Here is a 20420-nt window from a genome sequence, read left to right on the forward strand (position 1 = left end):
ATCCGAGCCGTTTGTAGAATCGGATTATCCATGAGCGATCCTATCCTCCCTCCATCTTCCGTTGTTTGGACCGATGCCGGTCGTCAAACTTTGTTTGCACACTGGCTGTCCGGCTTGGTGCAGCCGCATGCGCTGCGCCCGGAAAGTCTACGCCCCGCCTCGGCCGATGCCAGCTTTCGCCGTTACCTGCGCATCGACACGCAGCAGGGCGACAGCCTGATCATCATGGATGCCCCACCGGACAAGGAGGACTGCCAGCCCTTCGTGCGCGTGCAGGCGCTGATGCAGGCGGCCGGCCTGCCCGTGCCCCAGGTGCTGGCCTGGGCGCAGACCGAAGGCTTCATGCTGCTGACCGACGTGGGCCAGCGCACGCTGATCGAGATCCTGCACCCGGACCAGCCCCGCGAGGCCGAGCCCTGGTACCGCGAGGCCACCGACCTGCTGCTGCGCTGGCAGCTGGCGTCCCAGCCCGGCGTGCTACCAGCCTACGACGAGGCCCTGCTGCGCCGCGAGTTGCAACTGTTTCCGGATTGGTACATCGGCCAGCACCGCCAGTGTGCGCTGGATGACAAGCAGCAGTCGGTATTGAGCAAAACCTTTGACACCATCGTGGCGCACAACCTTGCCGTGCCCAGCGTCTATGTGCACCGCGACTTCATGGCGCGCAACCTGATGCTGCCCACGCAGTCCGGTGGCGGCCTGTCGGTGCTGGACTTCCAGGACGCGGTGTACGGTCCGGTCACCTACGACATCGCCAGCCTGCTGCGCGATGCCTTCCTGACCTGGGAGGAAGACTTCGTCATCGACATCACCGTGCGCTACTGGGAAAAGGCGCGCAAGGCCGGCCTGGTCGGCGCCAAGAGCGCCAGCGGCTGGGGCGACGACTTCGGTGAGTTCTACCGCGCCGTGGAATGGATGGGCCTGCAGCGCCACCTCAAGGTGGCCGGCATCTTCGCGCGGCTGACGCTGCGCGACGGCAAGCCCAAGTACCTGGCCGACACGCCGCGCTTCATCCACTACCTGCGCTCCACCTGCAGCCGCTACCGTGAGCTGGGGCCGCTGCTGCGCCTGATCGACCAGATCGAGAACATCCAGCCCCAGGTGGGCTACGCCTACGGGCGCATGTAAAACCATAGCTGTTGGCGCTTGATGTTGCTGGTTTTCAAATTGAAAAGTATTTGAAACCTAGGCTTGTCGAGCGCAGGCAGCTTCTTTTTTTGAGGCTGCCATGCCACGCTTTCACTGCCCCTTGCCGCTGTCCGCGGGCCTGGACGTCGACCTGCCCGCCGGCGCGGCGCGCCATGTGCAGGTGCTGCGCCTGCAGCCCGGCGACACCATCACCCTGTTCGAAGGGGCGCAGGGCGGCCCCGGCGGTGAGTGGCAGGCCACCATCGTGCGCATGGGCCGCAGCGATGTGCAGGTGCGCGTGGACCAGCACCACCCCACCGAACGCGAAAACCCGCGCCCCGTGCACCTGCTGGCCGGCATCACCGCCAACGAACGCATGGACTGGCTGGTGGAAAAGGCCACGGAACTGGGTGTGACCAGCATCACCCCGCTGCTGGCCGAACGCAGCGTGCTCAAACTCAAGGGCGAGCGCGGTGACAAGAAGCGCGCCCACTGGCAGGCCGTGGCCGTGGCCGCCTGCGAGCAGTGCGGTCGCAACCGCGTGCCCGTGGTCCACGAGGCCGTGACGCTGGCGCAGTGGCTGCAGTCACAGCCGCAGGCCCACGGCGCCCTGCGTGCCGTGCTGTCGCTGGCCGACGGCACCCAGCCCCTGCCCAGCCTGCTGGGCGCGGCCGATGCCGGCCCCACCCAGCCGGTCTACTTCCTGTCCGGCCCGGAAGGCGGGCTGACGGCGGCGGAAGAGGCGTTGGCGCGCAGCCACGGATTCGCCCCGGTGACGTTGGGGTCACGCGTGCTGCGGGCCGAAACCGCCCCCCTGGCCGCCCTGGTGCTGGCCACGGCCTGAGTGGCGCCCACTGACCGGTGCCCGGCGGCGTCCGTTCAGCCGGTGGGGCAAAACAACATTTATTGAACATTGATAAGTAGAAACCCTGGGTTTCTCTTTTTAGACCCTGTCCAAAATGCTTGTAACTAATTTTTACAAACATTGAAGTCTGGCGGCACGACCCCTGGGCTTGGAAAGGGGTGCTGACTTGGGCAGCTTGGTGCGGCGGGGCGCAGACATACTCTTTTCGACCGACCCCATGCTGCGGGTGCGGGCCAGCATGGCCATGCTGGCTGTCTGGCTCATGGTCTGCAGCAGTGGCGTCATGCTGTGGCTGGCGCACGCCGGCTATGCCTCGGTGGCGGCCATGACCTGGTGGGCCCTGGTGGCCACGGGCGGGCTGGTGGTGATGGCCGCCCTGGTGCGCCTGGACCTCACGGCGACCTGGCGCGATCCGGCGCTGACCTTTCCGCAAATCCTCTGGGCCGTGACCAGCAGCGCCGTGGCCTATGTGCTGATCGGGGAGGTCAAGGGCGTGATCCACGGCCTGCTGGCGCTGACGCTGCTGTTCGCGGCGCTGAACCTCAAGGCCAAGCAGATCGTGGCCGTGTCGCTGTATGCGCTGGGCACCTTCTCGCTGGCGGTGCTGTTCTCCATCCACCTGAGCCACGAAAGTGCGCCGGAGATCGCCTATGCGGCCGTGCTGCTGATCATGCTGCTGGGCTGCATGCTGCTGAGCCTGCAGCTGTACCAGCTGCGCGTGCGGCTGCGCCGCCAGCGCCAGGAGCTGGTGCTGGCCCTGGCCGAGAATCGCGAACTGGCCTCGCGCGATCCGCTGACCGGCGTGCTCAACCGCCGCCACATGCTGGAGCTGATGCACCTGGAGCAGCGCCGCTGCCTGCGCGGGCAGCGCACCATGCTGCTGGCGCAGATGGACATCGACCACTTCAAGCAGATCAACGACACCCATGGCCATGGCGTGGGTGATCTGGCGCTGATGACCTTCACCCAGGTGGTGCGCGAGAACATCCGCAGCTCCGACGTGCTGGCGCGCTGGGGGGGCGAGGAGTTCGTGCTGCTGCTCAGCGACACCCACCTGGACGGCGCCCTGCTGACGCTGGAGCGGGTGCGTGCGGCGGTCGAGGCCGCCGAGGTCGAGGGCGGGCCGCCGGGCTTGCGCATGACCGTGTCCATGGGCCTGGCCGAGCACCAGCCCGGCGAGGCGGTGGAGCTGACGCTGGACCGGGCCGACAAGGCCTTGTATGCGGCCAAGCACGCCGGGCGCAACCGCGTGGCGCTGGGCGAGGGCATGCGGCCACCGCCTGCGACGCCGGCCGCTTCAGGGCCGGACCCTGCCCGTGTGCCGGCCGAGGTGCTGGAAGATATGTGAGCGGCCAGCGCGCGTCTGCCGGGCATTTCAGGTTTTTAATACGCTGAAAACAAGAAAGCACCTGCTCCAGGTGCTTTCTTTTTGGGAGTGCCTTGCGGGCGCTGCGCAGGGGTCAGTCGCTGCTGGCCGCCGCGGCCGGCATGGGCATGGCGGCGATCACCTGGGCCACGGCCGCCGTCAGCTTTTTGGCGTAGGGCACGTGCAGGAATTCGTTGGGGCCGTGGGCATTGCTCTTGGGGCCGAGCACGCCGCAGACCATCATCTGCGCCGTGGGGAAGCCCTGGCTGAGCATGTTCATCAGCGGGATGGTGCCGCCCTGGCCGATGTAGCCGCAGTCCGCGCCAAAGTGGGCGCGGCTGGCGGCGTTCAGCGCGTTCTCGAACCAGTGGGTCATGGGCGGCGCATTCCAGCCGCTGGAGCTGGACAGGCCTTCCCAGGTCACCTTGGCCTGGTAGGGGGCGTTGTCCTCCAGCAGTGTCTTCATCTCCTGCACGCAGGTGGCGGCATCCACCAGGGGCGGCAGGCGCAGGCTGAGCTTGAAGGCGGTGTAGGGCCGCAGCACGTTGCCGGCGTTCTGCAGCGTGGGGAAGCCTTCCGCGCCGGTGACGGACAGCGTGGGCTCCCAGGTGCGCTTGAGCAGGGCCTGCACCGGGTCGGTGGTGGTGGGCAGGGCCACCAGGGTGGAGCCGCCGCAGTCGTGGTGCGCCCAGGGGAAGCGCCGGTAAGTCTCGTCGCCCAGGATGGCGGCGGTGGCGCGGGCCTGGGCCAGGCGTTCGGCGGGCACCTCGCAGTGGAAGCTGGCGGGCAGCATGCGGCCGGTGGCGCTGTCTTCCAGGCGGTCCAGCACCTGGCGCATGATGCGGAAGGACGAGGGCACCAGGCCCGAGGCGTCGCCCGAGTGGATGCCTTCGGTCAGGATCTCCACCTTCAGCGTGCCGCTGGCCATGCCGCGCAGGCTGGTGGTCAGCCACAGCTGGTCGTAGTTGCCCGCGCCGCTGTCCAGGCAGATCACCAGTTCCACCTCGCCCAGGCGGGGGCGCAGGGCGTCGATGTAGGGCAGCAGATCGCGCGAGCCGCTTTCCTCGGCCGTCTCGATCAGACCGACGATGCGCGGGTGGGGCACGTTCTGGCTCTTGAGCGCCTGCACGGCGGCCACGCTGGCGTAGACCGCGTAGCCATCGTCGGCCCCGCCGCGGCCATACAGCTTGCCGTCCTCGTACTTCGGCGTCCAGGGGCCCAGGTCGCTGCGCCAGCCTTCGAATTCGGGCTGCTTGTCCAGGTGGCCGTACATCAGCACCGTGGGCGCACCGGGGGCGTTGGCGCCGGGCTGGGTGCCTTCCACTTCAAAGAACAGCACCGGGGTGCGGCCTTCCAGGCGCACGATCTCCAGCTTCAGGCCGGCCACCTTCTGCGCGTCCACCCAGGTGGCGGCGTTGCGCAGCACCGTGTCCAGCAGGCCCTGGGCCGCCCAGTCGGGGGCGAACATGGGCGACTTGGCGGGGATGGCGATGTAGTCCTTGAGCTGGGTGACGATGTCGCGGTCCCACTGCTGGCTGACCTGCGCCAGCGCCTGGGTGGTGTCCAGCGCGGTGGGGGGAATGCGTGCGTTCATGGCGGTCTCCTGAAAGGCGTGGCGGCGCGGGGCCGCTGAGGGCTCCGATTGTGCGCCAACCACCGCGGTGGCCGGGCGATGGCGCACGGGTTGTGGGTCAACCGCGGGGCAGCAGGGCCTGCGGGGCTGCCGGGCTGTCGCCGGAGAGCTTGAACACGGCCACCGAGGCTTCCAGCCCCTGGGCCTGCTGGCGCATGCTTTGCGAGGCGGCGGCCGACTCTTCCACCAGCGCGGCGTTCTGCTGGGTCATCTGGTCCAGCGCCATGACGTCCTGGTTCACCTGGCTGATGCGTGTGGACTGCTCGGAGGCCGAGGCCGCGATGTCGCCGATGATGTCCCCCACGCGCTGCACGGAGCCCACGATCTCGTCCATGGTCTGGCCCGCGTCCTGCACCAGGCGGGCCCCGGAGGCCACCTTGTCGACCGAGGTGTGGATCAGCGCCTTGATCTCCCGCGCCGCTTCGGCGCTGCGCTGGGCCAGGGTGCGCACCTCGCCAGCCACCACGGCGAAGCCGCGGCCCTGTTCGCCGGCGCGCGCGGCTTCCACCGCCGCATTCAGCGCCAGGATGTTGGTCTGGAAGGCGATGCTGTCGATCACCCCGATGATGTCGCCGATCTTGCGGCTGCTGGCATCGATCTCGCCCATGGTGGCCACCACGTCGCCCACCACCTGGCCGCCGCGCGCCGCAATTTCGGCCGCCGAGGTGGACAGCGTGTGCGCTTGGCGTGCCGCATCGGCCGACTGGTGCACCCCCTGGGTGACGTCCTCGATGCTCTGCACGGTGCGCGCCAGGCTCTGGGCCGTGTGCTCGGTGCGCTCGGACAGGTCGGCATTGCCCTGGGCAATCTGGCTGCTGGCGCTGGCAATGCTGTGCGCGGCCGTGTCCACCTGCCGCAGCATGGCCACGTAGCGCTGGCGCATGCCTTCGACCTCGTGCACCAGGGCGCCCACCTCATCGCGGCGCCGGCTGTGGAAGGGCTGGGTCAGGTCGCCCTGGGCAATGCGGGTGATGGCCTGGGTCAGCTCGCGCAGCGGGGCGGTGATGCCGCGCTGCAGGGTCCACAGCAGCCCCAGGGCGAGCACGATCAGGGCGGCGCCCATGGCGGCCCACAGGCCCCACAGCGCCTGGCGCTGGGTGGCCATGGCTTCGCGGTCGGAGACTTCGGTGATCACCCACCAGCCATTTTGGGCGGGGCGCATGATGGCCCAGGGGGCCTGGCCCTGGTCGGGCAACAGGGGCGTTACCTGGGGCAAGAAGCCATCGCTGTCGCTGGCCATCTTTTCCAGCGAGGCCCGGGCCTGGGGGAAGACGTCCAGCACCTTGCGGCCGGTGTGGCTGCTGTGCGCCACGAACACGGCCTCGTCCAGGCGCTTGCCGGGGGCGATCACCATGGCCCCGCCGTGTTCGAACAGGCGGGTGCTGGTCACCTGCTGCTGCATCGCGGCCTGGAAGGCGCTCAGGTCCGTGCCCACAAACAGGATGCCGACCACTTGGCCGGCCGCGTCGCGCAGCGGCACATAGGCCGTCATATAGGGTTTGCCGAACAGGTTGGCGCGGCCCACGTACGACTGGCCGGCACGCACCAGCGCATAGGCCGGGTGCTGGTGGTCCAGCAGGGTGTGCATCACGCGTTCGCCCTGGGCGTTGCGCAAGGACGTGGCGATGCGCACAAAGTCCTCCCCCCGTCGGGCAAACACCGTGGCCACGCCGCCGGTGTCGTTGCTGAACTTGTCGACGGTGGCAAAGTTGTCGTGCAGCGAGTGGCCATCCAGGCTGAGGGTGCCCGTCGCAGCGTCCAGTGCGACCGTGCCGCGGTAGTACTGGCCAAAGGCCTGCGAGGCGCGCTCCACCATCTGCCGGTTGGCCTGCTCCACGGTGTCGATGGAGGCCACCAGCCCCTGGGTGGCGTGCTGAGCGCTGTTGCGCAGCTGGGTGCGTGCGGTGTCGGTGCTGAGGTGGGTGATCACGCCGCCCAGCACCAGCAGCACGAGGGCGAGCATGCCGATGCCCAGGGCAGTCACCTGGCGGGCGAGGGAGCGGTGGTAGGTCGGGGCAGAGGGGGCCTGGGGTTGCATGACTTCGGAGGGCAAAGACGGTGGGGGCATCACAAAGAAAAGCGCCAAGCCTCGATACAAATCAATGGCTTGGCGCATGTTCGGATTGTAGGGATGCCACCCGGTCAGTCAGTGATTACACCTAGATACCTTCCGGAGATGGGGCGTGTGACGTTGCAGGCGGGCTACAGGCGGGCGTGTGCGAGCAGGTGGTCCACCATGTGCAGGGCGTAGCGGCTGGCGATGCGCTCCACGAACGCGGGGAAGTCCACGTGGGCGCTGTCGTCGGCCCGGTCGGAAATGGTGCGGATGGCGGCAAATGGCAGGCCGTAGTCGGCGCAGACCTGGGCGATGGCCGCGCCTTCCATTTCCACGGCCAGCGGGGCGTGCGCGGCCGTCTGCAGATCGTCCACGATGCGCTGCGAGGCTTCGGCCGTGGCGATGAACTGGTCGCCACTGACCACCAGGCCCGCGTGGGCGCGCGGTGCGCGTGTGCCCAGCAGGGGATCTTGCCAGGTCGCGGCCTGGGCCGTGCAGGCCTGCGCGGCCTGCTGCAGGCGCTGCACCAGGGCCGGGTCGCAGCCAAAGGCCGCCGCCCCATAGCCCGGCACCTGCCAGCGCGGGAACAGGGGGCGCACATCCATGTCGTGCTGCAAGAATGCCTGGGCCACGACCACGTCGCCTACCTGCACCCCGGCGCCAATGCCGCCGGCCACGCCGGTGAAGACCAGCTGCTGCACGTCCAGGTGCTCGATCAGTGTGGTGGTGGTGGTGGCCGCCGCCACCTTGCCGATACCGGTCAGGCCCAGCACCAGGGGCTGACCGTGCAGGTGGCCGCGCACAAAGCGCCGGCCGGCGCGGGCCACGACCTGGGTGTCTTCCAGCAGGGCGGCCAGGCCGTGTTGTTCTTCGGGAAGGGCGCTCAGGATGGCGAGGGTCATGGCACGGCTTTCGGGCATGCAAAACGGCCCCGCAGGGCCGTTGGGGGGGACACAAAGGTCCGCCAGTGTACGGGCAGCGCTCAGCGTAGCTCGCGGCGCAGGATTTTGCCCACCGGGGTCTTGGGCAGCTCGGTGCGGAACTCGATCACGCGCGGCTGCTTGTAGCCGGTGAGGTTGTCGCGGCAGAACTTGCGCAGCGTCTCTTCGGTCAGGCCGGCGTCCTTCTTGACGACCACCAGCTTCACCGCCTCGCCGGTCTTCTCATCGGGCACGCCGACCACGGCGCACTCCAGCACGCCGGGGCACATGGCCACCACTTCCTCCACCTCGTTGGGGTAGACGTTGAAGCCGCTGACCAGCACCATGTCCTTCTTGCGGTCCACGATCTTGATGTAGCCGCGCTCGTCCATGGTGCCGATGTCCCCGGTCAGGAAGAAACCGTCGGTGGTGGTGACCTTGGCGGTCTCGTCGGGGCGCTGCCAGTAACCAGCCATCACCTGCGGGCCCTTGACCGCGATCTCGCCGGTCTTGCCCAGCTCGGTCACGGTCTGGCCGTCCTCGCCGACCAGCTTCACCTCGGTGCTGGGCACGGGCATGCCGATGGTGCCGGTGAATTCCTTGGCGGTCACCGGGTTGCAGCTGACCACGGGGCTGGTTTCGGACAGGCCGTAGCCTTCCACGACCGGGCAGCCGGTCTTTTCCAGCCACAGCTTGGCCACGGCGCCCTGCACGGCCATCCCGCCGCCCACCGAGACCTTCAGGTGGCTCCAGTCCACGCTGTTGAAATCCGGGTGGTGGGCCAGGCCGTTGAACAAGGTGTTCACCGCCGGGAAGTTGTGGAACTGGTGTCGCGACAGTTCCTTGAGCGTGCCCGCCAGGTCGCGCGGATTGGTGATTAGGATGTTCTTGCCGCCGGTGTGCATGGCCAGCATCATGTTCACCGTGAACGCGAAGATGTGGTACAGCGGCAGGGCGCAGACGCTGGTCACCTGCTCGCCGCTCTTGCGGATGTTCTGCAGCACGGGGTTGAACCAGGCTTCGCACTGCAAGGTGTTGGCGATGATGTTGCGGTGCAGCAGCACGGCCCCCTTGCTCACGCCGGTGGTGCCACCGGTGTACTGCAGCACGGCGATGTCGTTGGGCCCGATGGCGGGGCGCTTGAAGGGCGCGCGCGTGCCCTGGCGCAGGGCGTCCTTGTAGCGCACGGCCTTGGGCAGGTCGAAGGCGGGCACCAGCTTCTTGACGTTGCGCACCACGTAGTTGACCAGGGCGCCCTTGAGCGTGCCCAGCGTGTCGCCCATGGCGCACAGCACCACATGCTCGACGGCGGTCTTGGCGATGCACTGCTGCAGGGTGTGGGCGAAGTTCTCGATGATGACGATGGCCTTGGCGCCGGAGTCCTTGAGCTGGTGCTCCAGCTCGCGGGCGGTGTACAGCGGGTTCACGTTCACCACCACGTAGCCGGCGCGCAGGATGGCCGCCACCGCCACGGGGTACTGGGTCACGTTGGGCATCATGATGGCGATGCGCTCGCCCTGCTGCAGCCCCAGCGACTGGAAGTAGTTGGCCAGGGATTGGCTTTGCCGGTCAATCTCGCCGAAGCTGCTGTCCTTGCCCATGAAGGAATACGCAGCGCGCGGGGCATAGGCCTTGAAAGCCTGCTCCATCAACTCTACGAGAGAGTGGTAGCTGCTGGGATCAATTTCGGTGGGTACGCCTTCGGGATAGGCCGCCAGCCAAGGACGCTCGCTCATGCTGTTGTCTCCGCTCATTGTTGTGATGCCGAATCGGCAGACATGGCGGTGTATGGCACCCTCCCCATGCCCAGGGTCCAGGCCCTTTGTCAGGATTGTGGTGGGAGGATTTCCGGGGGCATCTCTGTGCTAACCCTAGGTTTTTAGCGTATCGAATATCTTCTACGTAAAAAAACGAACGACAGTGCGTTTTTTGCGACAACGGTTGATCTCCATCAGCCGCGGCAGCCATGAAAAAAGCCCGCGCTGCGGGCAAGCAGGGCGGGCGGTGCGGGGTGCCGGTGGGGCGTCGCGTCAGGCGGCCTGGGCCGCGCGGTTCAGCGTGTCCCGGGTGTCCAGGGCGGCTTGGCGTGCGGCAGCGGCAAAGTCATCCCCGGAAGAGGCGTACAGGATGGCGCGCGAGGAATTGATGATGATGGGGCCGCCGCCGATGCGGGCAGCCTTCACGGTGGCCACGGCATCGCCGCCCTGCGCACCCACGCCGGGGATCAGCAGGGGCAGGCTGGGGGCCACGGCGCGCACGCGCTCAATCTCGTGCGGGCGGGTGGCGCCCACCACCAGACCGAGCTGGCCGTTGGTGTTCCAGGGGCCCTGGGCCAGCTTGGCCACGTGCTCGAACATCTGGGGCTGGCCGGGCAGGTCGGCCAGGGTCTGGGCCTGCAGATCGTCACCGCCGGGGTTGGAGGTGCGGCACAGCAGGAAGGCGCCCTTGCCCGCGTACTTCAGGTAGGGCGTGATGGAGTCGAAGCCCATGAAGGGCGACAGGGTCACGGCATCGGCGCCGTAGCGCTCGAAGGCTTCCTTGGCGTACTGCTCGGCGGTCGAGCCGATATCGCCGCGCTTGGCGTCCAGGATCACGGGTACGTGCGGCGCCACCTTGCGCATGTGGTCCATCAGCTTTTCCAGCTGGTCTTCGGCGCGGTGGGCGGCAAAGTAGGCGATCTGGGGCTTGAAGCTGTTCACCAGATCGGCGGTGGCATCGACAATCGCGGCGCAGAAGTCGTAGATCTTGGAAGCGTCGCCACGCAGGGCGGCGGGGAACTTGGAGGGCTCTGGGTCCAGTCCCACGCACAGCATGGAGTTGTTGCGCGTGGACGCGTCGCGCAGCATGTCGAGAAAAGTCATGAGCAGCAATTGTAGGTGGCGGGCACAATCTACGCCCTATGCCTGCCTTTACCCCCCGACAACTGACTCTTCTGGTGCTCTTGACGCTGATCTGGGGGGTGAACTGGCCCGTCATGAAGCTGGGCGTGATGCACTTTCCTCCGCTGAGCTTCCGCGCCCTGTCCATGTGGATCGGCGTGGCCGTGGTGCTGGTGGTGCTGCGCCTGCAGAACCAGCCGCTGGGCATTGCCCGGGCGCACTGGGGCACGCTGGCGCGGCTGACGCTGTTCAACATGGTGATCTGGCACTGCCTGGTGATCGTGGCCATGCCCATGGTGTCCAGCGGGCGCGCGGCCATCCTGGGCTACACCATGCCGATCTTCTCCGCCGTGCTCGGCAGCCTGGTCTGGCGCGACCGCCTGGCGGGCCGTGCCTGGTGCGGGGTGGGGGCGGCCTTCCTGGGGGTGTTGCTGCTGCTGTGGCACGAGTTCGGTGCCCTGGGCAGCCGGCCCACGGGCGCGCTCATGATCCTGTTTGCCGCGTTCTGCTGGGCCATCGGCACGCAGATGATGCGCCGCGCCGCCATGCCCGTGCCGGTGCTGACCATGGCCTTCTGGATGATGCTGGTCACCGCGCTGGTGCTGTCGCTGGGGGCCTTCACGCTGGAGCGGGCGCAGTGGCAGAGGCCGGACGACGTGGCCCTGGGCACCATCCTGTTCAACGGTCTGCTGGTCGTGGGTTTTGCCCAGGTGGTGTGGTTTGTGCTGGCGCGCAGCCTGCCGCCCGTGGCGTCGACGCTGAGCGTGATGTTCATCCCGGTGCTGGGCGTGTTCAGCGGCGCCTGGTGGCTGGGCGAGGTGCTGCACTGGCAGGACTGGACGGCCGTGGGCCTGATGGTGCTGGCAATCGCCTCGGTGCTGTGGCCGGCGCGCAAAGCGGGCTGAGGCGACGCGGGCCTGCCAACACCCGCGGCCGCAGGGCCTGCATCGACGGTGCTGCATGCGGGCGGCCGCATTTTGTGTGACCATGCCGGCGCAGCCTGCGGTCGGGTGCAACTTTTGCCGTCCGGCGCACTCCCACTGCGCTCGGCCGGCACCGCCGCCCGGGTTGGACTTTTTCAGGCTTTACAAAGGATTCCATGCTGAGCCACCTGCTCACCTCCATCATCAACGACATCCACGGCGACACCATCACGCTGCGCAAGCTGCTGGAGCGCTGCGGCCGTGAAGGCATGCTGCTGGTCTGCGCCATCGCCTGCCTGCCGTTCCTGATTCCCGTCTCCATCCCCGGCGTGTCCACGGTGTTCGGCGCGGCCATCGTGCTGCTGTCGACGGCGCTGTTCCTGGACCGCCTGCCGTGGCTGCCGCAGCGCATCCTGGACAAGGACCTGGACGCCAACAAGCTCAAACCCGTGCTGCACAAGGGTGTGGGCATGGTCGGCAAGCTGGACCGCTGGCTGCAGCCGCGTTGGTCGGGCCTGACCACATCGCCCATGCAGCGCGTCAACAGCGCCGTGCTGGTGTTTGGCGGCCTGCTGCTGATGGCGCCGCTGGGGCTGATTCCGTTCTCCAACACCGTGCCGGCCGTGGGCATCCTGCTGCTGACCGTGGGCATGATGCAGCGCGATGGCGTGTTCGTGCTGCTGGGCTACCTGGGCCACGTGCTCACGGTGGTGTACTTTGGCGTGCTGGCCTACCTGGCCTGGGTGGGCGGCAATTTCGTGCTCAGTTGAAGCGGCACGGTCGTATCGATTGCCCCCATGCAAAAAGCCACCGCAAGGTGGCTTTTGCATAGCTGCCAGCGCAGGCAGGGCAAGCGCTGGAGGCCAATTTGGCCATGAACGGGTTTAGCCGTTGGCGCGCTTTTCCAGGATTTCGAAGGCCGGCAGGGTCTTGCCTTCCAGCACTTCCAGGAAGGCGCCGCCGCCGGTGGAGATGTAGCCCACCTTGTCCTCGATGCCGTACTTGGCGATCGCGGCCAGGGTGTCGCCGCCACCGGCAATGCTGAAGGCGGGGGATTCGGCAATCGCCTGGGCCACGACCTTGGTGCCGTTGGCGAACTGGTCGAACTCGAACACGCCCACAGGGCCGTTCCAGACGATGGTGCCGGCGCTCTTGAGCATCCCGGCCAGCTTGGCGGCGGTTTCGGGGCCAATGTCCAGGATCATGTCGTCGTCGGCGACTTCGGTGGCTTTCTTGACGGTGGCCACGGCGTCGGGCGCGAAGGCCTTGGCGGTCACCACGTCGGTGGGCACGGGCACGGCGGCGCCGCGCGCGGCCATGGCGTCGATCACGGCCTTGGCTTCACCGACCAGGTCGGGCTCGGCCAGCGACTTGCCGATCTTCAGGCCGGCGGCCAGCATGAAGGTGTTGGCGATGCCGCCGCCGACGATCAGCTGGTCCACGTTCTTGGCCAGGGACTGCAGGATGGTCAGCTTGGTCGACACCTTGGATCCGGCCACGATGGCGGCCAGGGGGCGTGCAGGTGCGGCCAGGGCCTTGCTGATGGCGTCGATCTCGGCCGACAGCAGCGGGCCGGCGCAGGCCACGGGTGCGAACTGGGCGATGCCGTAGGTCGTGCCTTCGGCGCGGTGGGCGGTGCCGAACGCGTCGTGCACGAAGATGTCGCACAGGGCGGCCAGCTTGCGGGCCAGTTCTTCCTTGTTCTTCTTCTCGCCCACGTTCACGCGGCAGTTCTCCAGCAGCACCACCTGGCCGGGCGCCACCTGCACGCCGTCCACCCAGTTGGCGACCAGGGGCACGTCGCGGCCCAGCAGCTCGGACAGGCGCTTGGCGACGGGGGCCAGCGAATCGGCGGGCTTGAATTCGCCTTCGGTGGGGCGGCCCAGGTGGCTGGTCACCATCACGGCGGCGCCGGCCTTCAGGGCCATCTCGATGGCGGGCACCGAGGCGCGCACGCGGGTGTCTTCGGTGATGTCACCGGCGTCGTTCAGGGGCACGTTCAGGTCGGCGCGGATGAAAACGCGCTGGCCCTGGACTTTGCCTTGGGCGCACAGGTCGGAGAAGCGAAGGATGTTCATGGCAGCAACCGTGGAAGTCTTGTAGAAGAGTGGAATACGAACTGGGGCGCATTGTAGGTGCGCGCCCCTCGAAAACGCCTTATTTCCAGCGTTCGGGCTCGACAAACACCGTGCCCTTGTCGCTGGACAGGGTCAGCTGGCCTTCCTGGATGGTGGCCTGCAGCTGCATGCTGCGCTCGGCCAGGTTGCCCAACTCTTGCGCCACCTCGGAGGGGATGAAGTGCACCTGCAGCTTGCTCTGGCGGCCCACCTTGCCCTCCAGGCCCTTCCACCAGACGTTGGCCGCGTGGTTGAAGGGGTAGACGATGACGTGGTCCGACTTGTTGCAGGCCTTGGTGATGGGCTTTTCCTCGGGCTGGCCGACTTCGATCCACAGGCGCTTGGCGCCGGTGAAGTCGGTGATGTGCACGTCCGGATCGTCCGGGTCGGACAGGCCCACGCCAAAGCCCAGGGTGCCGTCGCCGTTGCACAGGTCTTGCAGCTGCCAGGCATTGATGGCCAGCGCGACCAGGCGGATCATCATGCGGTCGTCGGTCTCGCTGGGGTGGCGCGCCAGGGTCAGGTTGTGGTCGGCGTAGTAGTTGTGGTCGATGTCGGCGATCGACAGGTTGGCTTTGTAAACCGTGGATTTCAGGGCCATGGCGGGCGTTCTCGCTGTGCGTGCCCGCGGGCGGGCTGAAAAGATTTTTTCAAAAACAAGAGCTGCCTGCGCAGGTGTTTCCTCGCTTTGGCAGCTCTTGAAGGCTGAAACGCTTGTTTGGCAAGCGCTGTCAGCTATGGTTTTGCGTTACACGCGGCGGGCCAGCTCGGCCGCCTTGCCGATGTAGGAGGCCGGTGTCATGGCCAGCAGGCGGTCCTTGTCGGCCTGGGGAATGTCCAGGCTGCGGATCAGGTGGTGCAGATCGGCCGCCTGCACGGTCTTGCCGCGCGTGACTTCCTTGAGCTTTTCGTAGGCACCGGCCACACCGTAACGGCGCATCACGGTCTGGATGGGCTCGGCCAGCACTTCCCAGGCGTGGTCCAGGTCTTCCTGCAGGCGCTCCTCGTTCAGTTCCAGCTTGTTCAGGCCGGTCATCAGCGAGGTGTAGGCCAGGGTGGCGTAACCCAGGGCCACGCCGATGTTGCGCAGCACGGTGGAGTCGGTCAGGTCGCGCTGCCAGCGGCTGACGGGCAGCTTTTCCGACAGGTGCTTGAGCAGTGCGTTGGCCAGGCCCAGGTTGCCTTCGGCGTTCTCGAAGTCGATGGGGTTGACCTTGTGCGGCATGGTGGACGAGCCGATTTCGCCCGCCTTCAGCTTTTGCTTGAAGTAGCCCAGCGAGACATAGCCCCAGACGTCGCGCGAGAAGTCCACCAGGATGGTGTTGGCGCGGGCCACGGCGTCGAAGAACTCGGCCATGTAGTCGTGGGGTTCGATCTGGATCGAATAGGGCTGGAAGTTCAGGCCCAGGCCCTGGGGTTCGGGCGTCTCGATGACCTTCTTGGCGAAGGCTTCCCAGTCGAAGTCGGGCCAGGCCGACAGGTGGGCGTTGTAGTTGCCCACGGCGCCGTTCATCTTGCCCAGCACCTTGACGTTGGCGATCTGCTCCGTGGCCTTTTGCAGGCGCACCAGCACGTTGGCGATTTCCTTGCCCACGGTGGTGGGGCTGGCGGTCTGGCCGTGCGTGCGGCTGAGCATGGGCACATCGGCGAACTGGTGCGCCATCTCGCGCAGCTTCAGCGTGATGCGGTCCAGCGCCGGCAGCACCACCATGTCACGGCCCACGCGGATCTGCAGGGCGTGGCTGGTGTTGTTGATGTCCTCGCTGGTGCAGGCAAAGTGCACGAATTCCGCAGCCTTCTGCAGCTCGGGGCGGCCATCGAACTTGCCCTTGATCCAGTACTCCACGGCCTTCACGTCGTGGTTGGTCGTCTTCTCGATCTCCTTGATCGCCGCTGCGTCGGCTTCGGAGAAGTTGCTCACCAGACCGTGCAGGTAGGTGCGTGCACCTTCCGACAGCGGGGCAAACTCCGCAAAGCCAGCATCCGACAGCGCGATGAACCAGGTGATTTCCACCTGCACGCGGCGGTGCATGTAACCCTGCTCGCTCATGATGGGGCGCAGGGCAGAAAGTTTGGCGGCGTAGCGGCCGTCGAGCGGGGAGAGGGCGGAGATGGTGGACAGACTCATGGGGCGTGATTGTAGGTGGCCCGGCTTTGATCTGCACTGCCGGGTCTCCACATCCCATGGACGCGGCCCCGGAAAAAACAAGGGCACCGCGGCGGGTGCCCTTCGTCGAAATAAAAAGGTTGCGAAGCGTCCTGAAGCGAATTAAGAGAGGGAGGGAGGAGATGCACCCCAAGACGGACAGCCACCGCTCAAGTCGGGGCAGGCTTCGCAACACTAAAACTGGCAGGATCCAATCCCTGTCAAGCAGTCAGAGCAGGCAGTTCGGGGAAAGTTCCCAAAATTTTTCTGCCTGGGTCTTGCTTCAGGCCATCATAGAGCCAGCAGTTTTTCCAGTGGTAGGCGAACACGCACTTCTTTGTGTGCGACGGGGCTGACAATCTTCCAGGCCGCCTGGGCGGTATCGCGCGGGATCGGTTCTCCGGTGGCCATGCCATCGCGATTGAGCAGCACCGCCACGCGCGGCGTGGCCGCCGAGGCACCGCGGCGGATGACCACGCCGGTCTCCCCGCTGGCCAGCCGGACCCAGGCGCCGGGTGGGTAGATGCCCAGGGCCTTGACCAGGGCGGCGCCGGCTTCGTCCATGGACTTGGTCTCGTCGTAGTAGCTGGCCTGCATGGCCGAGGTGACGGACATGGGGTCGCGGTTGGCGCGCGGGGCGATCCGGGCGCCGAAGATGTCGGCGCGCTGGATCAGCCGGGCCATCTGCTGCCCCAGGGTCTTTTCCGCCAGCTTGCCGGGCGCGCGGTGGTGGTGGGCGCGGATGGCGTCCAGCCACAGCGGGTCGCTGATGCCCATGCGGCGCAGGATGGCGACCGAGCTGTCCGAGTGGGTGTCGATCTCCTGGGCCTGCTGCGGGCTCAGCGGCGCGGTCTGCTGCGCCAGGTCATCCTGCAACTGGGCCATGCCGATGTTCATGCTCAGGGCGGCACGCCCCAACGGCAGCACCCGGTTGTCCGGCCAGCGCAGGGTTTCGCGGGCGGCCGTCATGCAGACCACGGCCGTCAGCATGGCATGCGTGGCGCTGTAGTAGCGCGTTTCCTCGGCCGACATCTGCATCAGGGCCAGCAAGGTGCCGTCCGTGGTTTTGAGCAGGTACTGGTTCAGTGCGCTGAACAGGTCTTCAAAGCGCTGGGCAAAGTCGCCGGGCTGGGGGTTGCGCAGCAGCTGGGTCAGGCCCAGCTGCCACTCACGCCAGGCCGGAGGCCCGGAATCACGCAGACTTTCCACGGGGGCCGCGGTGGTCTGCATGGTCATGTTGGCGATCTGGTTCAGCGGCTTGTCCGACAGCAGCAGCGACTGGATCTGGGCCAGAAAGGCACGGTAGCTGTCGCCGGACTCGTCGGTGTCGACGAACAAGGTTTGCCCGCGGGCCAGCAGGATGCGCAGATCCTCGGCCGAGCGGATGACGAAGCCCTTGTTGGCCAGCAGGCTGCCGCCAACGCCCCGCAGTGCGAACGGGATGGGCTGACCAAAAGGAATGGTCGCTAAATTGAGTTCAACGAGTTTCATTGCAACAACAAACAGGGTTGAACATATTTTTACATTTTTGGCCGGGTGTCTTTAGCGGACAGACCCCGCAATGCCAGGTTTCAACGCTGGAAGACGGCATGCCACAGCGCCAGGATGGCGTCACGGTGCTGGGCCACGGTGGCCTCGGGGACCTGGCCATTGCCCTCATCCAGGCGCGATTTGTGCTGGATGCGGCGCAGTTCGCGGTATGCGGTGGCGGCGTGCTGGCCCACCCCTTCGGGCAGCAGCCCGGCTGCTTCGGCGCGCTGCAACAAGGCAATATTGCCGACGTTGCCGATCAATTCAGGGTGTTGGCACGACTGGGACAGCACCAAGTATTGCACGGCAAATTCCGCATCCACCATGCCACCCGGGCTGTGCTTGACATCGAACAGGGCGCTGCGCACCGGGTGGGCACCGCGCACGCGTTCGCGCATGCTGACAATTTCTTCCTGCAGCGACTGGGGGTCGCGAGGGGCCGTGATCACGGCCTCGCGCACGGCATCGAAGCGCTGGCGCAGGTCATCGCTGCCCAGCACGAAACGCGCGCGGGTCATGGCCTGGTGCTCCCAGGTCCAGGCGGTGTTGCTGCCGCGCTGCTGCTGGTAGTCGGAATAGGACTGGAAGCTGCTGACCAGCAGGCCGGAATTGCCGTTGGGGCGCAGCGCCGTGTCGATCTCGAACAGGTCGCCCTCGCCGGTCTTGACGGTCAGCCAGTTGATCAGCTTGCGCACCCAGGCGGTGTAGATCTCGGGGGCGTTCTCATCGGCATCATCGAAGATGAAGACGATGTCCAGGTCGCTGCCGTAGCCCAGCTCCTTGCCGCCCAGCTTGCCGTAGCCCACGATGGCGAAGTTGGGGCTGTCGCGGTGGCGCTGCTTGAGGCGCTTCCAGCACCACTGGGCGGTCACGCGCAGCACGCTGTCGGCCAGGGCGCTGAGGTCGTCGGCCACCTGCTCCACCGTGATGGCGCCTTCCACGTCGCGGGCCAGGGTGCGGAAGGTTTCCGCATGGTGGGCGCGGCGCAGCAGGTTCAGCAGGTTCTCGTCGTCGTCCTCGCCGGTGCTCTCCAGGGCGGCCAGGCGCAGCGCCATCTCGTGCTCGAAGTCGGCGGCGACAAAGCGTTCGGTGAACAGCTGCTCGCTGGCCAGCTCGTCGATCACCCCGGGGTGCTGCAGCAGGTAGCGCGCCGGCCATTTGGCGGCCCCCAGCAGGTGCAGCAGCCGGTCGATGACGGACGGGCGCTCGAGCAGCAGTGCCAGGTAGCTTTCGCGGCGCAGCAAGGGCTCCAGCCAGTTGATGAAGCGGATGGCGGACGTTTCCTCCAGCTGCCCCTGGGTGACGCGCTGGGCGGTTTGTTGCACCAGGCGGAACAGGCGGCTGCGGGCTTCGTCACGCAGGCCCCGCACCTTGGGGTGCTCGCGCCATTCGGCCACGCGCGCGGCCATCAGCGGCGGAATCTGTTCGATCAGGGTGTCCAGCTCGGGGGCAGGGGTCTTCTGTGGCGCGCGCGGCCCGCCGCACATGCCGCTGCTGCAGCCGTCGGACTGGTTGCTGCCCAGCAGGGTGTCGAACTCCTGGGCCACCAGTTCCCGGTGGGCATCCAGCTGCAGCAGGAAGCTGCGGGTGTCGGCATAGCCCATGGTGTGGGCGATCCATTCCAGGTCTTCGTCCCGCGTCGGCAGCACGTGGGTCTGCTGGTCGTCCAGGTACTGGATGCGGTGCTCCACGTTGCGCAGGAAGGTGTAGGCCTGGGCCAACTGGTCGGCGGTGTCCTGCGGCATCAGGTTGGCGCGGGCCAGGCGCTGCAGCGCTTCAAGGGTGGGGCGGCAGCGCAGTTCCGGGAACTGTCCGCCGCGCACTACCTGCAGCAGCTGGACCGTGAATTCGATCTCCCGGATGCCTCCGCGCGAAAGCTTGACGTCGTTGGCACGCTCCGGGTGTCCGGCACTGCGGCGGGCCGCATGTTCGCGGATCTGGCGGTGCAGGCTGCGCAGCGCGTCAAAGACGTTGTAGTCCAGGTAGCGGCGGAACACGAAGGGCAGGACCACGGAGCGCAGGGCCTGGACATTGGGTGCCTTGATGCTGGCGGTCGGCGCCACGACGCGGCTCTTGAGCCAGGCAAAGCGCTCCCACTCGCGGCCATGGACCTGGAGGTAGTCTTCCAGGGCCGACAGGCTGATGGCGGCTGGGCCGGAGTTGCCGTGGGGCCGCAGTGCCAAGTCCACACGGAAGACGAAGCCATGTTCCGTGGTGTCGCCGATCAGGCTGTAGATCGCCTTGACGGCCTTGCCGAAGTATTCATGGCTGCTGATCTTGCCGCGCCCATCGGGCTGGCCCTGGGTCTCGCCTTCGTGCTCGTAGACGTAGATCAGGTCGATGTCGCTGGAGACATTCAGCTCGCGGGCGCCAAACTTGCCCATGCCGATGATCCAAAGGGGCACGGCCTGGCCGTCGGCGCCCAGCAGCGGGCCATGGCGTTCGTCGAGTTCCTGGCGCGTCTGCTGGCAGGCGTGGTCCAGCGCCAGTTCGGCCAGGGCGGTGACCCCCTGGGTGATGGTGGCCAGGTCGGCCTGCTGGCTGCAGTCCAGTTCCATGAGACGTTCCATCGCCAGTTGTCGCAGCATGCGCAGGGCCGCTGACAATGGGTGTCCCTGGGCTTGCAGGGCCTGGAGCGCCTGTTCCAGGGTCTGCCGTGTGGGCGGTCCGGGGGGCAGCAACGCCAGGACGTCGCCATAGCGGCGGTGGAGGCGCTGCCAGAAGCGCGAATGGGCGGCGGGGCTTGTCGCGGGCGTCGGAATAGGGTCTGCGATCTGCATGCTTGGCGCTGGTTGTGCGAGTTCACGGCGTCCTGTGGACGTTACCCGGGATGTCGTGCCCTGGTCTGAGCAAGCGG

The 20420-nt window shown here is 67.0% G+C and carries 15 protein-coding genes; 5 read left to right on the forward strand and 10 right to left on the reverse strand.

Features of this window, described 5'->3' with window-relative positions:
• Positions 1-30 precede the first annotated feature (30 nt).
• The 3 genes from SJH88_RS01740 (at position 31) to SJH88_RS01750 (ending at position 3341) form a co-directional block, all read left to right on the forward strand.
• Positions 31-1128, forward strand: a complete 1098-nt coding sequence (locus SJH88_RS01740) for an aminoglycoside phosphotransferase family protein (protein WP_274753448.1) — start codon at positions 31-33, stop codon at positions 1126-1128.
• A gap of 100 nt (positions 1129-1228) precedes the next feature.
• On the forward strand, positions 1229-1972 hold the full coding sequence (locus SJH88_RS01745; RefSeq protein WP_274753449.1) for a 16S rRNA (uracil(1498)-N(3))-methyltransferase: 744 nt from the start codon (positions 1229-1231) through the stop codon (positions 1970-1972).
• A gap of 238 nt (positions 1973-2210) precedes the next feature.
• On the forward strand, positions 2211-3341 hold the full coding sequence (locus SJH88_RS01750) for a diguanylate cyclase (protein ID WP_274753450.1): 1131 nt from the start codon (positions 2211-2213) through the stop codon (positions 3339-3341).
• 112 nt (positions 3342-3453) lie between these two features.
• Here the strand turns inward: SJH88_RS01750 and SJH88_RS01755 are convergent, their stop codons facing one another.
• The 5 genes from SJH88_RS01755 to pyrF form a co-directional block, all read right to left on the reverse strand.
• Positions 3454-4953, reverse strand: a complete 1500-nt coding sequence (locus tag SJH88_RS01755; RefSeq protein WP_274753451.1) for a M20 family metallopeptidase — start codon at positions 4951-4953, stop codon at positions 3454-3456.
• Positions 4954-5050: 97 nt separating this feature from the next.
• A complete protein-coding gene (locus SJH88_RS01760; RefSeq protein ID WP_274753452.1) occupies positions 5051-7030 on the reverse strand; it encodes a methyl-accepting chemotaxis protein in 1980 nt (659 codons plus the stop codon).
• Positions 7031-7194: 164 nt separating this feature from the next.
• Entirely contained in the window at positions 7195-7950 is a 756-nt protein-coding gene (locus tag SJH88_RS01765) for a 5'-methylthioadenosine/adenosylhomocysteine nucleosidase (RefSeq protein WP_274753453.1), read from the reverse strand.
• 80 nt (positions 7951-8030) lie between these two features.
• On the reverse strand, positions 8031-9704 hold the full coding sequence (locus SJH88_RS01770) for a long-chain-fatty-acid--CoA ligase (protein WP_274753454.1): 1674 nt from the start codon (positions 9702-9704) through the stop codon (positions 8031-8033).
• A 294-nt stretch (positions 9705-9998) separates the two neighbouring features.
• Positions 9999-10829, reverse strand: coding sequence for an orotidine-5'-phosphate decarboxylase (pyrF, locus tag SJH88_RS01775; protein ID WP_043378507.1), 831 nt, complete (start codon positions 10827-10829; stop codon positions 9999-10001).
• Between the two features lie 38 nt (positions 10830-10867).
• Between pyrF and SJH88_RS01780 the strand changes: the two genes are divergently transcribed.
• Entirely contained in the window at positions 10868-11752 is an 885-nt protein-coding gene (locus SJH88_RS01780; protein ID WP_042416358.1) for a DMT family transporter, read from the forward strand.
• Between the two features lie 194 nt (positions 11753-11946).
• On the forward strand, positions 11947-12540 hold the full coding sequence (locus SJH88_RS01785; RefSeq protein WP_045265835.1) for an exopolysaccharide biosynthesis protein: 594 nt from the start codon (positions 11947-11949) through the stop codon (positions 12538-12540).
• Between the two features lie 114 nt (positions 12541-12654).
• Here the strand turns inward: SJH88_RS01785 and SJH88_RS01790 are convergent, their stop codons facing one another.
• The 5 genes from SJH88_RS01790 to glnE all read right to left on the reverse strand — a co-directional run bounded on the left by SJH88_RS01790 (position 12655) and on the right by glnE (position 20343).
• On the reverse strand, positions 12655-13848 hold the full coding sequence (locus tag SJH88_RS01790) for a phosphoglycerate kinase (RefSeq protein ID WP_274753455.1): 1194 nt from the start codon (positions 13846-13848) through the stop codon (positions 12655-12657).
• Between the two features lie 79 nt (positions 13849-13927).
• Complete coding sequence (locus tag SJH88_RS01795) at positions 13928-14488, reverse strand: YaeQ family protein (RefSeq protein WP_183302650.1); 561 nt, start codon at positions 14486-14488, stop codon at positions 13928-13930.
• Positions 14489-14635: 147 nt separating this feature from the next.
• Positions 14636-16015: an adenylosuccinate lyase gene (purB, locus tag SJH88_RS01800; protein ID WP_042416369.1), complete on the reverse strand. Its 1380-nt coding sequence runs from the start codon at positions 16013-16015 to the stop codon at positions 14636-14638.
• A gap of 309 nt (positions 16016-16324) precedes the next feature.
• Entirely contained in the window at positions 16325-17524 is a 1200-nt protein-coding gene (locus SJH88_RS01805) for an HD-GYP domain-containing protein (RefSeq protein WP_045265838.1), read from the reverse strand.
• Between the two features lie 80 nt (positions 17525-17604).
• Positions 17605-20343: a bifunctional [glutamate--ammonia ligase]-adenylyl-L-tyrosine phosphorylase/[glutamate--ammonia-ligase] adenylyltransferase gene (glnE, locus tag SJH88_RS01810; RefSeq protein WP_274753456.1), complete on the reverse strand. Its 2739-nt coding sequence runs from the start codon at positions 20341-20343 to the stop codon at positions 17605-17607.
• Between the last annotated feature and the right edge of the window lie 77 nt (positions 20344-20420).

Origin of the sequence: Comamonas sp. GCA5 (assembly GCF_036541385.1) — a bacterium.
GTDB classification, from domain to species: domain Bacteria; phylum Pseudomonadota; class Gammaproteobacteria; order Burkholderiales; family Burkholderiaceae_C; genus Comamonas; species Comamonas aquatica.